This is a genomic window from Sphingobacterium hungaricum, assembly GCF_015210005.1.
GTDB lineage: Bacteria > Bacteroidota > Bacteroidia > Sphingobacteriales > Sphingobacteriaceae > Sphingobacterium > Sphingobacterium hungaricum.
This window is the reverse complement of record NZ_MU158697.1, coordinates 276,605-291,576: the sequence shown is the minus strand read 5'-3', so window position 1 is coordinate 291,576 and position 14,972 is coordinate 276,605. Positions and strand designations below refer to the sequence as shown.

14 protein-coding genes are annotated in these 14,972 nt (G+C 36.8%); 9 read left to right on the top strand and 5 right to left on the bottom strand.

All coding sequences use genetic code 11. The features are described from left to right. Positions 1-191 precede the first annotated feature (191 nt). Genes C4F49_RS01185 through C4F49_RS01170 form a run of 4 tightly spaced genes read left to right on the top strand, consistent with a single transcriptional unit; the run spans position 192 to position 5,359 of the window. Positions 192-1,694 (top strand): ankyrin repeat domain-containing protein, encoded by a 1,503-nt coding sequence (locus C4F49_RS01185; protein ID WP_196933998.1) that lies wholly within the window; start codon positions 192-194, stop codon positions 1,692-1,694. A 4-nt stretch (positions 1,695-1,698) separates the two neighbouring features. Continuing rightward, positions 1,699-2,184: a DUF2271 domain-containing protein gene (locus tag C4F49_RS01180; RefSeq protein WP_196933997.1), complete on the top strand. Its 486-nt coding sequence runs from the start codon at positions 1,699-1,701 to the stop codon at positions 2,182-2,184. 5 nt (positions 2,185-2,189) lie between these two features. Continuing rightward, complete coding sequence (locus tag C4F49_RS01175) at positions 2,190-4,388, top strand: PepSY domain-containing protein (protein WP_196933996.1); 2,199 nt, start codon at positions 2,190-2,192, stop codon at positions 4,386-4,388. Further along, positions 4,388-5,359 carry an FAD:protein FMN transferase gene (locus C4F49_RS01170; RefSeq protein WP_196933995.1) on the top strand — a complete coding sequence of 324 codons (972 nt, stop codon included), beginning with the start codon at positions 4,388-4,390 and terminating at the stop codon, positions 5,357-5,359. The genes C4F49_RS01175 and C4F49_RS01170 overlap by 1 nt, the downstream gene beginning before the upstream one ends. A gap of 75 nt (positions 5,360-5,434) precedes the next feature. Here C4F49_RS01170 and C4F49_RS01165 read toward each other — a convergent pair whose 3' ends face one another. The 5 genes from C4F49_RS01165 to C4F49_RS01145 all read right to left on the bottom strand — a co-directional run bounded on the left by C4F49_RS01165 (position 5,435) and on the right by C4F49_RS01145 (position 12,163). Beyond that, the gene (locus C4F49_RS01165; protein ID WP_196933994.1) at positions 5,435-6,844 is read right to left on the bottom strand and encodes a tetratricopeptide repeat protein; all 1,410 of its coding nucleotides are present in this window, start codon (positions 6,842-6,844) and stop codon (positions 5,435-5,437) included. 609 nt (positions 6,845-7,453) lie between these two features. Further along, positions 7,454-8,911, bottom strand: coding sequence for a S41 family peptidase (locus tag C4F49_RS01160; RefSeq protein WP_196933993.1), 1,458 nt, complete (start codon positions 8,909-8,911; stop codon positions 7,454-7,456). A 107-nt stretch (positions 8,912-9,018) separates the two neighbouring features. Then, positions 9,019-10,704 carry a hypothetical protein gene (locus C4F49_RS01155; protein WP_196933992.1) on the bottom strand — a complete coding sequence of 562 codons (1,686 nt, stop codon included), beginning with the start codon at positions 10,702-10,704 and terminating at the stop codon, positions 9,019-9,021. Positions 10,705-10,728: 24 nt separating this feature from the next. Further along, complete coding sequence (locus C4F49_RS01150) at positions 10,729-10,908, bottom strand: hypothetical protein (protein WP_196933991.1); 180 nt, start codon at positions 10,906-10,908, stop codon at positions 10,729-10,731. 28 nt (positions 10,909-10,936) lie between these two features. Beyond that, positions 10,937-12,163 carry an OmpA family protein gene (locus C4F49_RS01145; protein WP_196933990.1) on the bottom strand — a complete coding sequence of 409 codons (1,227 nt, stop codon included), beginning with the start codon at positions 12,161-12,163 and terminating at the stop codon, positions 10,937-10,939. A gap of 409 nt (positions 12,164-12,572) precedes the next feature. On the opposite strand from C4F49_RS01145, the gene C4F49_RS01140 reads away from it, so the two are divergent. The 5 genes from C4F49_RS01140 to C4F49_RS01120 are packed head-to-tail and all read left to right on the top strand — an operon-like array spanning position 12,573 to position 14,969. Continuing rightward, entirely contained in the window at positions 12,573-13,214 is a 642-nt protein-coding gene (locus tag C4F49_RS01140; RefSeq protein WP_196933989.1) for a hypothetical protein, read from the top strand. A gap of 6 nt (positions 13,215-13,220) precedes the next feature. Further along, positions 13,221-13,700, top strand: a complete 480-nt coding sequence (locus tag C4F49_RS01135; RefSeq protein ID WP_196933988.1) for an SRPBCC family protein — start codon at positions 13,221-13,223, stop codon at positions 13,698-13,700. 34 nt (positions 13,701-13,734) lie between these two features. Continuing rightward, a complete protein-coding gene (locus C4F49_RS01130) occupies positions 13,735-14,265 on the top strand; it encodes a DUF4269 domain-containing protein (protein ID WP_196933987.1) in 531 nt (176 codons plus the stop codon). A 33-nt stretch (positions 14,266-14,298) separates the two neighbouring features. Continuing rightward, on the top strand, positions 14,299-14,517 hold the full coding sequence (locus C4F49_RS01125; RefSeq protein ID WP_196933986.1) for a DUF4287 domain-containing protein: 219 nt from the start codon (positions 14,299-14,301) through the stop codon (positions 14,515-14,517). A 38-nt stretch (positions 14,518-14,555) separates the two neighbouring features. Next, positions 14,556-14,969 carry a GNAT family N-acetyltransferase gene (locus C4F49_RS01120; RefSeq protein ID WP_196933985.1) on the top strand — a complete coding sequence of 138 codons (414 nt, stop codon included), beginning with the start codon at positions 14,556-14,558 and terminating at the stop codon, positions 14,967-14,969. Positions 14,970-14,972 lie beyond the last annotated feature (3 nt).

Sequence of the window (14,972 nt, the reverse complement as noted above, 5' to 3'; positions counted from 1 at the left end):
TATATTTGGTTAAAGCTATAGACTTTATTTACTACATCGTTATAGTTAAAGTCTATGGATAAAATCATTTTCAATTTCAAGTAAATTAGCCTATTTTAAATAATTTTTATGCAAAAAAACCGTAGTTTCTTTATAATTAAAGTGAATATATCTATATTTAGACTCGATATAAATAAACTACTTATTCAGGTATGAAAAAATTATTTTTTGCGGTCCTATTCTTAGCTGTATTTCTTGCTAAAGCACAAACAAATAGTTTGATGGTCGCAGACTTTTGGAAGAGCAATCCAGACTTAACGCTGGTCAAAGCGGAAATTGCGAAAGGCAACAGTCCTTCCCAACCAAATGCTGCATCTTTTGACCCAGTGACAACGGCAATTATGAATAAAGCATCCAACGATGTAATTATTTATTTAATTGAGCAAGAAGGAAACGGGATTGCAAAGAAAACACACCATAGCCGAATTTACTTACACTGGGCTGCATCTAGCGGAAACTTAGACCTTGTCAATTATCTGATTGAAAAAGGTTCTGATGTGCATTATCAAGATAGCCACGGCGATGCAATCACTGCATACGCTGCTTCGACAGGAAATAAAAACACAGCTGTATTTGATGCCTTATTTAAAGCTGGTGTGAGCCCTACTCAAAAATATGAAGACGGTTCTAACTTAATTATGCTTGCCGTTGCGTCAGATAAAGATTTGGCGATTACGGATTATTTTATTTCAAAAGGATTAAAAATTGAAGATAAAGATGATTTCGGGCGTACAGTTGCAGATTATGCTGCAAAATTAGGCAACAAAGATTTGATCGAAAAACTAAGCGCTCGCGGTGTGAAGCCTACAAATAACGCTTTGTTTTTTGCTACGCAAGGCTCAAGAAATTCTTCGAATGGATTGGATACTTACCAATATTTAGTGGACGATTTAAAGCTAGATCCGAAAGCAATCAGCAAAGACGGGGCAACGGTTCTGAACGCTTTAGTTCGCAGACCGAACATGGAAGTCATTACCTATTTCTTAGGAAAAGGCGTGGATGTATCCAAAGCAGATAACGAAGGAAATACCGCTTTGATGGTTGCGTCAGCTGGAAGAGATGCAGCATTGGTGAGTTTATTGTTGGAAAAAGCGGCAAATGTAAATGCTGTAAACGACAAAGGAGAATCGGCATTGACACAAGCGATAGCCAGCGGTTCTACGGAAGTTGCGTCTGTTTTATTGAAAAATGGCGCTGATGTGAATATCATCAACAAAGACGGAAATAATTTAGCTTATTATTGGTTTAATTCATACCGTGAAAATAGACCGGGCGGACCTCAAGGCCAATCTGTGGCGCCACAAGGAAATGATTTTGAAGATAAGTTAACCTTATTAAAAAGCAATGGATTCGATGTAACTACTCCACAGGAAGACGGAAGTACGCTATTCCATTTGGCAGTTGCTAAAGAAAACTTAACGCTTGTCAAAAAAGCGGCTGATTTAGGAGTTGAAGTAAACGCACAAGATAGCGAAGGCACGACAGCCTTGCATAAAGCGGCACTGATTGCAAGAGATGATTCGCTCTTAAAATCATTACTGGATTTAGGTGCTAAAAAAGACTTGAAAACAGAATTTGAAGAAACTGCTTACGATCTAGCATTAGAAAATGATTTTTTAACCAACAACAAGGTATCTGTTGATTTTCTAAAATAAAAACATGAAAGCATTTTTAAAAATCGGGTTACTTTTAGTTGTTAGCTTATTTATTTCAGCATCGTCATTCGCTCAAACGAGCAAATACAAATGCATGATTCAAATGATCGGTTATGAAGGGGAAGCGGCCTATGTGATTATTTCGTTAATCAATCCCAATGGCGGCTATGAAAAAACTCTTTCGGTTTTGGGACCAGATAAGCAATGGTTCAACACGTTAAAAGAGTGGCATAAATTTCAGCTTAAAAGCAAAGAAAAATTAAGCGCAATCACTGGAGCTTCTGTTGGCGGCGGTGACCGTGCGATGCGCACCATAGAAATTGACAATTCCAAGTTGAACAAAGGCTACAAGATACGTTTTGAGTCTGCTGTGGAAGAGCAGAAATACCATCCGATCGATGTGGATATTCCATTGACGACCGAAGGTGTCACTGCGCGCGCCGACGGTAAAGGCTACATTCGCTTTGTCAAATTAAATAAAGTGCAATAGGAAGAATGACATTATCCATTTGGAGATACGCTCATTTAGCTTTAGCCATTGTATCATCCTTATTCTTGCTGATCCTCTCGATAACAGGGGTTATCTTAGCCTATGATGCTGTAGATGAACGACTGCCTGCTTATCGAACAGAAAATTTTGATTCTTTGACCCTTGCGGAAGTCATTCCTGAGTTGCGCAAGGTTTATCCAGATATCATTGAAATTGCAGTCGACCACAATCATTTTGTGAGTATCGACGCGATGGATGAAGAGGGAAATACGGTCAAAGGATATATCGATCCGAATACTGGAGCTGTATTGGGAGAATTAAGACCTAAGAGTGATTTTATTCAATGGATCACAGCCTTACATCGTTCGTTGTTTATTCATGAAACAGGGCGTGTTCTAATAGGCATCACTTCCTTTCTATTGTTGCTGATTACGCTAAGTGGCATTGTTTTAATCATTAAGCGGCAGCAAGGAATCCGTCATTTTTTTGACAAGATAAACCGAGATTTTTTCGCCCAGTATTTTCATGTGGTCAGCGGCCGTTTGTTTCTTCTTCCGATTGTGCTGATTGCGCTGACAGGAACATATTTGTTTTTGATCCGAATGGATTTGATAAAAAAGACAAATACAGAAGTTGAACATCCGCAGCAAGCTGAAAATCTTGACCAGCTGGATCTATCCGATTTCCCAATCTTTAATGAAACCTCTCTATCAGAAGTTGAAAAGATTGAATTTCCATTTATACCCGACGATGCGGAAGAATTTTTCGTCTTGAAACTGAAGAAAAGAGTGCTTTCTGTCAATCAAATTACCGGAGAGATTGTCGAGGAAACCAAATATCCTTATTCAGTCGTCTTAGAAAGATTAAGCCTCGATCTTCACACAGGGAGGACGAGCATTATTTTAGCTATTGTTTTGGGGCTGGCTTCGCTGAATATTGTATTTTTTATTTACAGCGGATTTGTCATCACGTTCAAACGCACGAGAACTAAAATTCGCAACAAGATCAAGCCTGATCAAGCCGAAATCGTTATCCTTGTCGGTTCTGAAAATGGCAGTACCTTGTTCTTTGCAGATAAAATCCACAAACAGCTGTTGGCAGATGGCAAAAAATCATTTCTTACCGAAATGAATAAATTCCGAGATTTTCCGAACGCACAACATATTTTGGTATTTACATCCACGTATGGCTTGGGAAATCCTCCGACAAACGCTTTGCAATTTGGACAGCTTCTCGATGCTTATCCTTTAAAGCAAGAAGTGCAGTTTTCGGTGCTTGGATTTGGATCCAAAGCTTATCCTGATTTTTGTGAATATGCGGTTCAGGTGGATCAATTGTTGGCAAAAAAAGAAGGATTTGTCCGTTACCTTACTATGCATACTGTAAATGACCGTTCGGTTGATGAATTTGTACAATGGGTGCATCGCTGGAGTGAGAAATCTCTTCTGGCTTTGGCCACAGCGCCAGCAGTTTATCAAGCGAAGCTTCCGAAGTTGAAGAAATTCAAGGTGGTTTCTAAAACGCTGATCTCGGAAGATAATGCAACATTTAAACTAATTCTAAAACCCACATCGGGGAGTAAATTTCAATCTGGAGATCTTCTGGCGATTTATCCGGCCGATGATCACCGTGAACGGTTTTATTCGATTGGCGTGAGCAACAATGCGATTCAGCTAATGGTCAAGCTGTATCCGGATGGTTTGGGTTCTTCCTACTTGTATGCTTTGGAAGAGAACAGCCTGTTGAATGCGCGCATCATGGACAATCCGAATTTTTATTTTCCAAAACATGCGACAGCAGTTGCCATGATTGCGAATGGGACTGGAATTGCACCTTTCTTAGGCATGATTGCTGCAAATCAGAAACAAGTACCTATACATTTGTATGCAGGATTTAGGCATAACAACAGCTTGACTAAGCAATACCAACTTTTTGCTTCGGAAGAAGTGAAAAATATGCGCTTAAAAGAACTTTCGCTTGCGTTTTCCAGAGAGAAGGAATCCCAATATGTGATGGATCTGATTCGAAGGGATGCAGCATTTTTTCTCAATCTTTTGGAAAATGCTGGTATCGTAATGATCTGTGGCTCGTTGAATATGCAAAAAGATGTAGAAAAAGTTTTGGAAGAACTATCTTTAGCTAAACATAATAAGTCATTGGATTATTATAAAGAAAAAGGTCAGATTCTTAGTGATTGTTATTAATGAAACCTCTCCACTTTTTATTTTCATTTATACTTTTGATAGGTTCCGTTTCGGTTGGACATGGACAAATCCTGTTTAAGCAAAAGGCAACTTTAATGGGTTCCCTATTTGAAATTACGGTAGTTGATTCAGACACACTGAGTGCTCGGAAAAATGTGCAAGCTGTTATTTCAGAAATAACACGTATAGAAAATCTGATTTCCGAATGGAAATCTGACAGCGAAGTTTCCGAGGTAAATCGGAGTGCGGGAATACAACCTGTCCGTGTTAGCCCCGAACTTTTTGATTTGACAAAACGAGCTATTTATTATTCCGAAATCTCCGAAGGTGCGTTTGATATTAGCATTGCCGCGATGGATAAAATTTGGCTGTTCGATGGCAGCATGACTGAAATGCCAACAGAATCTGCCATCCGAAAATCGGTAGAAAAGGTGGGATACAAGAACATTGTGTTGGACAGCATCCACTCAACTATATTTTTAAGATATCCTGGCATGAAAATCGGATTTGGTTCCATTGGCAAAGGATATGCAGCCGACAAAGGCCGGGAATTAATGAAACAGACTGGCGTTGAGGGTGGCATTGTCAACGCTTCAGGAGATATCGCTACTTGGGGTTTACAGCCAGACAAGAACCCTTGGACTATAGGAATCAATAATCCCTTCAAGCCACATAAACTAATCGAGGTTCTGAAATTGAAGGAAAGCGCTGTCGCGACATCTGGAAGTTATGAAAAGTATGCCGAGATCGATGGCAAGAAATATGCGCACATCATCAACCCAAAATCGGGCTATCCATCTACTGGATTGACTAGTGTTACGATTGTTGGTCCGAGCACAGAATTTGCAAATGCATTATCTACCTCTTGCATGGTGCTCGGAAAAAAAGCAGCATTGAAATTAGTCAAGAAATTTCCAGCTTATCGCGGAGTTTTTCTTACGGACAAGGGCCGAGTTCGTAAGGCCAACTAATCTAAAGAGATGTTCAGGTTTTTTTTATGGTTAATAAAAGGATATCAAAAACGAATATACATTTGATTCATTGTATTAATTAACGTTTGCGACCCAAACGACAAAATCAGTTTCCGGGGTCAGCATCAACTTCTTGCGAATTCTATATTTTCTATTTTCTACAGATCTGATTGTGTCCTTGCGGTACAATGCTATTTCTTTTGTAGAAAAATTAAGTTTTGTATACGCACAAATTTCAATTTCTGAATGAGTTAAAGGCACTTGAGAAATTTCATTTACATTTCTGGAGAACTCAGGAAAAACCTCGTGAAATTTTAAGATAAATGAAGGGTCATTTCGCTTGACCAGATTGTTTAGAAAATTAATTTCTTCGACGGAAACGTCTCTGTCTTCTTGCCTTGTCAAGGTATCAATGGGCTTAATTGCAAATGGTTTATTCCTTTTTTTTCGATTAAAAAGCATTTTACCAATTGTCAAACATAGAAGAATGGTTACACCACTAAAACCTATAATTATTGACTTTTGCCGTTTATTCGCTTTGATTAATTCGTTACTTTTATCCACAGTTAATTCGTTTTCTACAAAACTAATATTTTTAAATTTTGAGTCTTCGAAACTATCCTGTAAACTAACATATTTTATTAGATAATTATTAGCAAATTCTGCCTGATTTTGCATTGATTTACATTTAAATAAGTAATAATAAATAGAACTTAGTCGATGTAGATTGTTTTCCTTCTCAGCTTGCATTAATGCTCGTAGAAACCATTGCTCAGCTTCTGGATAATCTTGCTTTTGGTAATGCAAATTTGCAAAATTAATCAAAGCATAATAATCGTCAGGTGTTCGTTGATTCGAATCAATATATGAAATAGATTTCGATAAATAAAAGCTAGCTGAATCCAATTGTTTTCGTTCGATAAAAGCGGAAGCGTACATGGAATTTCCCGTTATCTGAGCGTTCCTGTAAACCTGATCATTACTATTCACTTTCATAAATGATTTGTATCCATTCAGCAAATGAAATATCTTGTCTTCGACAGAATCCGCAATATTCGCCCGAACACTAAAAATGTATCCTATGTTCAAATGCCTTTTATCTTCATCCTGGATGGAATTGATGTTTTCTGATGCTTTGTTAATAGCTTTAAGCGCTTCATTTTTAAATCCAAGCTCGCTATAGACTAATCCTTTTAACGTAAGTATATGGCTTAATTGTTCGTAATCATTTAATTTTATCGCTAATGATTCCACATCCTTCACTACCGAAAGCATCTCAATTCTTTGTCCTGTCCTTTGTAATAATTCGATTCGCTCGGTTTCGGCGACCAAACGAAGAGAATCATTCCCAGAATTGACTAACGCGGGAACGAGCTCGTTATATAAGCTAATCGCTTTGTCAATATCGTTGAGATTATTTAAGCAAAAGCGCGCATATTCGAGTTTGACAACGGCGTCGTCAACATTGCTATTTGCACTAGTCACGAGTGAAAATTTAGAAAATAAAATCACTAAATACCAACGAACAAAAATTAGCTTTTTCAGCTTAAATATGACTACCGAATAATCGCCAAAAGGTTGCTGGTTTCGAACTATATAACGTAATTTTTTAAGATATTTTTTATACAATAGCATAATAAAGTGACCAAAAATTTCGGTCTGAATAAACGGTTTATGTCTGATTAATAGCTTTACCATCAATATACATCCAAGTTTAACAATCCAATTCTAGCTAAGTAATATATTGCTTAGCTGTTGAATAAATCTTAATTAGAAATCGGGCAGGCTTTTTAGGTTGATTTAGTTTGTTTGAAAACTAGTATTTATTTGTAAACTTTTACTAGAAGCCCTTAATTATAGTAATATTACCATTAATGATGTAATAAAGTGGACAAGAGTACTACTCACATCTACTCGGCTTACATTTTATTTATTTTAAAATATTAAACAAAAGAGAATATTAAATATTTAAATCTTTCAAAAAGAACTTATTCTCACTAATTTAGAATAAAACTTTGGCGGTTTTGTTTTAAAAATTTTCATTTTTTTAAATAAAATGTAAACTAATATTAACATTCATCGTATAGCAAAAATTTAATGTCTGAATTCTTTACGATCTAGCATGTATTTGTCAGAAATTAAATTGACGAAACCAAGTTTCGTGTTTCTAATTGAATTAATTTCTGTAATGGCTTTGGTATTTTTGGAAATCTTATTATTACCCACAGAATGACTAATCGCTCTTGCTAGCATCGGTTCATCTTTATCTCCAAAATCATAAAACAGATTATCTGGGACGTTACCTATTGTTGCGGCAAAGCCGTTCCAATAGTCAGTTTCACCTTGCGCATTGATAAATTTAAACGAAGCGACCCAAAGCGCTATTTTGTTCATGATTTCCTGTTTGAAAAAACCGACGGGCTTTCCATAAGTACTTGAGTTTTCAGCGACGACAACTACATTCATGTAAGGTTTCAAAACGTGGATCAATAATTCTGATGCTGAAGCTGTGGCATCTGTTACTAAGAAATAGACAGTATTTAAATTTAAGGTTGAATTCTTTTTGAAATAAATAGGTTCGAATGAATAGTTAGCATGATTGGGATTTTTGGTCAAATAAGGATTCAATTCATACGAATACATTAAGGCAGAAGCAGAGGCTTCATTAATAAGCTTATTTGCTAGGTATTCAGCTGTGCTGACCGAACCTCCTGAATTGTAACGCAGATCAAATACAAGATCATTAATTTGTCCGTCTTCAAAACCAGAAAAAATTTGATTTAGCTCTATTTTCCGCTCATTATTAGTGTCCAAATCTTGAAAAGATGATAGAGCCAAATATCCAATGTTTTTATTTGGGTATTCAAAAATTTGATTCTCAATAATGGAATTTGGAGTATAGAGCTTTGCATCTAGCTTGACCGAGGTCTCAGCACTTTCCGCATTCTTAATTTTTAGTTGCATGGACTGTTGGTGCATGGCTGTGAACAATGTTTTTATGACTGATTCATACTGTGTATCATTGAGGGGCCTACATCCATTTGCGTCGCAAGAAATTGATATTTTCAAATCTTGATTATTGACAGTTAAAATCTTATCTGATCGTTTAATACCGGCAATTTTAGCGGGAGAATTGCCATCCACGAAATAGACAATTGGATAAGCTAGATTTTCGGAAACAGCTCCAATTGCAGCATAAATACCGAAACTTCGATTAGGGCTTGCATTCGTAATGTTTTCTATATAGGAAAAGCGATCAATCGATCCAGCATACGAATCTTTGTAGGGTGTTGTGCTTTTTAGGGCGAGTAAAGTATTGGAGGGAGAATCAAATTGATCTGTGAATGCATACATTGATTCATTATCTGGGACCATTCCATCAGACCACAATGAATACAGATTAAAATAGTAAAATACGCTATCCTTGACTAATTGATTTTCATTACGAATAGAATTATCAGGCGCTGGACTTTCATTTTTCTTGCATGAAAGAAAAAGACAAAATATCATTGCAGTTATTGCTGCGTAACTAGCTTGAGTTGATATTTTCATAAATCTAAGCATAAAAACAATAAGCGACTTTGATGGTTTATCAAAATCGCTTTATTGACTAAAATTATATACAAAACGTCCAGATTGAACAATGATCTGATTTCTTATTAACGCCTAACACAGCGAACATTTCTGAAGCTAGTTTCGATTAAACCTAAATTCAAGAGACTAACGTCAAGATCGGTAACATTTCTAGGGCTAATTGCAGCGGTTGCATCGTGATACCAAGCTCCAATACCTACTAATGGAGGTAAAAGCGATACATCCGTACTTGTCCAAACATTCAAACTATTACCATATGTCGAACCCAAGTCAATTGTAATTAGTGCCAATACAGCTCCAATACTAATTCCTAGTCCATTCATATTAAAACGAAGTCGATTACTTGGATATGACGGTGTTCCTAATCCCGCCCCAGCGTACTCTATGAAATTTAAAGCGCCTTCAGTTCCACGTGTGAAAGGCTGGGCTGGATAGTTAGTTCCAAGCAATCCGCCTCCTGGGCGTCCACCTACCAACTTTCTAAAATCCAATTCACTCGCTTGTCTCCATACCCCTTCTGGGTAAACTAAAGCACAGGGATCGCCGTTGTTACCATACATTCTTGCTTTTTCTCCTTTAAATGAAAAATAGCTGTTCAATTGATTCGTATGTGCATAGGTATGACTAAAGCGGTAAGGGTTGTGTCCACCATTCTCATACACATTTGTTCTAGCCCATTTTACTCCTGCTACAGTTATCGGAGATTCTATTAAATTTACTCGAGCGGTAAAACTTCCACCTAACACAGGTGTAACGTTACTAAATGTAAAAACCGATGGTGATGTTGCTAAGTTTCCGAAAGTACGAGTTGACGCATTGTCTAAAGTCAAACTTAATGCATTTACAGATACTGTAAAGCTGCTCAAAGCCGTCGCGTCCGCGGTATAAGCATAAGCTATTTTAGCGTCTGAGTAATCTGGATTCACATTTGTGAAATCTGAATAGCTCAGCGTCTTCGTGTAGTTCTGCAAGTTTGATAAATTACCATTCTTTAAGTCGATTGTACCCGTTTTTAAAGCTAATCCTGAAACACTTACTCCTGCAGACTGAATATCCGCAAACATACCCATCGTATTTAATTCTAGTCCAATTCTTGCAAATTTGTGCTTGAATACAATACCCAAAGGTATATTAGCATCAGAAGCAGTTAATGGAATATCAATTGAACCGTTCGCATGAATCACGTCGTGACCCTCAGGAATTGCTAATGTCGCATTGCCGGTATTGATACCTACAACATCTTCTTCTGTATTGTACGAAATGGCATAGTAATTATATTTAAATCCTTTTGTAACACTGACTTCACCCTCCTGACCAGAAACTAAAGCCGTTGAGCTAACAAATGTTCCATCCTCTTTGTAAAGCAACAAGCGATATTTGACTCCAGGCGCAACAGCAGCAGCCATTAAGCCAGAAGAAACCCCTTGAACACCTTCACCGATTGAAACCCTTGATTTTTTGATTTGATCCTTTTCTACAGTTACCAACGCATCAAAAGCATCAAAAGCGATCAGATCATTTTCTGTACTATTGGTTTTCGAAGGTTTAGCATTCGATTGTACGCTAGCTGTAAAGGCAGATTTTGAGATGTCGTTCATATCAGTTACACCTAAAACTTTTACCTTCAGTTTCCCATTTCCAGTTTCTCCATTTCCGAACTCTTTAGCACAGCTAAAAAACAGTAACGTTGTTCCGAAAAATAGAGCAAGTATACCAACTCTATTTTTATATTTTTTTAATGACAATTTCATAATTCTTGTTTCTAAAAATTCTGTTTACAAATCTCCATTTTGATTGTCAAAACCTCCGACCGTCCAATCGGTCACTTCTGGAGTATATGGATCCGTACCGCTTCCTACGGACACGGTAGTAGACACTGCTGCAATGCCTTGCTCCATTTCTAGAAAAGTGGCTTCTAGAACAGGAGATTGATAGTTTAATTTGTTGCTTTTCATTGTTGATGAAATTTAAAGGTTAGGTATTTTATTTAGCTATAGTAATTACAGCTCTGCTTAATCGAGGATCGTTGTAGAACATATTATCCACCCCGCCTTCATGCGATACTTCAAGTTGTGATTCAGAAACTCCGAATTCTTTTACTAAAACTTTATAGATTGCTTCTGCTCTCGCTTTGCTCAATCGATCGTTTATGCGAGGAGTGCCTGTACCTTTGTCGGCATATCCCGTAACTTTGTAAACTACTGATGAACTTCCCTCATTAATTACTTTCGCGAAGAATCCTAAGTTGACCCGAGCTTCATTGCTAACGGTGCTTTTGTTGATTGGAAAGGTTACTAAGATTGGCGCAGCCAAAATTCTATTTTCTACTTTGACATCTGTTACAGTTTTAGTTTTGGCATCAGCCAACTGTTTTCTTAATGTCTCGTTGTCAGTTTCAAGGGTATTTATTCTATTTTGGATAGCATTTAATGCCGCTTCGTCATAACTGATTGTGGTAGTAGACGGTCTCCGCCATTCGCGCTTATTGAATTTGTATACTAAGCCCAAAGTAGTTGACAGCAATCCTTCCTGCATTCTGCCACCTTCTTCTCCGTCTAATCGATCATTGACCAAACTTCCGCGAAAATCCAATGTAAGATCTACAGCACGTCCTAAACGAAAAGCATTATACAGACCTACATTTGCACTAACTTCTTTTGCTTTTGGATCATCAACAACTTGCATCCATCCTAAACCTGCATAAGGGCTTATTGAATAGAACCTGTTTTCTTTATAGCCTGCGAAAATATTTGTTAAATTGAATAATACATCTCCATGCAAGTGATAAAAATCAAATTCTTGTTTTTCAAGAGATTTCGAAGCATCGTATATTTCACCTGTAGAATGGCTCTTATTTTGTGTTACTCCATAGACTGTTAATCCGCTAACACCAGCTCGAACGCCAATTCCTGGAGTAAACCATTTACCTATGTTGAATTGATATGCTGGACTTAAGCGATCGCCAAATTTCATTTGTCGGTTATGGTCGCTAAAGTATATTTGAGCTCCAGCTCCCGCGCCTATAAACCAATTATCCCAAAATTTATTGGTAGTAACGGCGTATCTATCATCACTTTCAACGACAACAGTATCTTTCTTTAGGTTCAATGTTGATTGTTGGCCGAAAGAAGAGTTAGTTATTGCCGTTAAGAAGAGAATGCCTAAAAATAATCGGATTCTTTCTGTGCTTAAGTGATGAGTACAAAGCATACTTTCGAATTTTTTAAAGAATTTGGTTTGGTTTGCTACAATGTGGCTTTTCGAGTCACATTAGTAGATACAAAGAAAGAATTAGTGCATAATAAAGCATTTACTCACATATACTCGAAACTACTTAGTAGCGTTTCAGCTACATTTAATCTCAAATAAAGTGCATATAGATTAGCTCTTATAATCAGAAAATTCCGTTTCGCTTGGATGTATTTTGCCTTTTGAGTAGGAGAGCTGTTAAAAAAGTTCTGCTTTGAGCAATAAAGAGCTCCTCAATTCAATAAATTTTTTGTTTTGTAGCGCATTGCTTACAAATGGAAATTAGGATGGGTATATCGATGGCTTGCTGTTGAAATCGCAAGAAATTTTATAAAGTTTTAAGCAATGCGAGTTCGATTATTAAAGAATAATGGGTAAATTGAATGCACATAATATTGTTTCGATGGTCAAATCAATTTTAATAAGTTTCCTGCTGTTTTGTGGATTAGAAGCTTTTTCACAGAATCCAATAAATTACGATGAACAGTTTGATAAAATAAAAGAAAAGGCGAAGATCGATAAGACCGACACGACTGTTTACAACCTGTTAAATAGATTTTTCGAAGACGTTCTTCAGGTAGAAAAACAGCAAATGCTTTCAGAAGAAACAATTAAAGGACTTCAAACATTCTATGCAGACCCCGAAGCAAAGAATCGCTTTGTTTTAGACTTATTCATGACTTATCAGCAATACGTTACAGATGTTCAGCTTGCTGGCAAACCTGCTAACACAAAATATCAAGTCGCCCTTATCGATTATCTTGATCAAGAACTTAAAGAATTATTTGGAAATTCTCCGGCAATTATCTACATCTATCGCATGGAAGCTTACAATGCAGACAAGCAATATGAAATTTCTAACCAAATAGCGATGTACGGATTGCAGAGCTATCCTGAAGCAGTACCGCTAAAAGTATATGGCTATTTAGGTTCGAAAGATGAAAACATTAAGAATGATCTATTAAAAAATCATGCAAATCATTGGCTAGTCATTGAGAGGAAAATAAAATAGAAATTCATGCCCACAATTTATCTAGAAACAATTATTAAAGCACCAGTTGATCGTGTATTTGATTTAGCAAGAAGTATTGATCTTCACATGATTTCAACAAAGGAGACAAACGAAAAAGAGATTGCAGGAAAAACTTCTGGACTGATCAATTTAAATGAAACGGTCACTTGGCGAGCAAAACATTTTGGGATCTATCAAAAACTTTCTGTAAGAATCACGAGGATGCAAAGACCATTTTTATTTGAAGATAAAATGTTGAGTGGCGCGTTTAAATCTATGGAACATGTACATCGTTTTGAAGAATTTCCAGGTGGAACGAAAATGTTTGATGAGTTTACATTCTCAGCTCCTTTAGGTCCATTGGGCAAACTAGCAGAAAGGCTTTTTCTGACAAAGTACATGAAAAGATTCTTAGTGATAAGAAATCAAGAATTGAAAGATATTGCTGAAAGCGAAAAATGGAAAAAGTTGCTAACCATTAATTGAAAATAATGGCTAAAATCATTAGCTTAGTTCTTAAATGCATTCCAAATTTGACACCATCGATTATTTAAAAACTGGCAATGAGCTTCAAAAGCGTGCTTATGAAGTATTGACTAATCATTGTACATTAGAAAAATTAAAAGATTTCAATCCAATACTTTGCGGGACAATCCCGATCGATATTGCAATAGAAAATAGTGATTTGGATATTATTTGTTCTCATAATGATAAGGCTATTTTTCGAAATACAATAACCACCTTGTTTCAAAATGAGCAGAATTTTTACATCATAGAAAAACTCATTCGAGATACCGAATCGATCGTTGCGAGCTTCTTGTTAGATGGATTTGCGATAGAAATTTTCTCACAGCCCATTCCTACAAAAGAGCAACATGCGTACAAGCACATGATCATTGAGCATGAAATTTTAATGAGCAAAGGGGAAGAATTTCGTCAGCAGATCATTGACCTTAAACATCAAGGCTACAAAACCGAACCCGCTTTCGCTAAACTTTTAAATCTAACGAAAGACCCTTATCTTGACTTATTAAACTATACAATTCATTAAATTTACACTTCAACGCAATCAACGTATTTTATTATGTCCTTTCAAGCATACATTGATAATATCAAAACAAAGACAGGGAAAAGTCCCGAAGATTTTAAAACCTTAGCCGAAGAAAAAGGTTTTCTAGATAATGGCCAACTAGTCAAATCGGTCAAAGCTACGGAGATTACCAACTGGCTTAAAGAGGAATTTGACTTAGGGCATGGGCATGCCATGGCAATCTATGCCACTTTTAAAGGAAAAACGAGCTAGTGGTCAACTTAATTTCAATTCGCAAAAATCCAGAATACATGGAAAGAGCCATTCGATATATTCAGGAAAGCTGGCCCGAGATCTCCGCACAGATTTATCGGGATTGCATCTCCCATAGCATCATCGCTCAACAAAGCTTACCGCAATGGTATGTACTGGAAAAGGACCATGAACTAATTGGCTGTGCTGGATTGATTACAAATGACTTTATCAGCAGGATGGATCTGTATCCATGGCTTTGCGCGATGTTTATCAGCGAAGCTTTTCGTGGAAAAGGCTATGCTGCTTTGCTTATCGAGCAAGCAAAAATCGACACGGCGATTGGGGGTTTCCGACATTTAAATTTATGTACCGATCACGTGGGTTATTATGAAAAATTTGGATTTAATTACATTGGACAAGGTTATCATCCTTGGGGCGAAGAATCTAGGATTTATCAAATTGAAGTTTAAGCC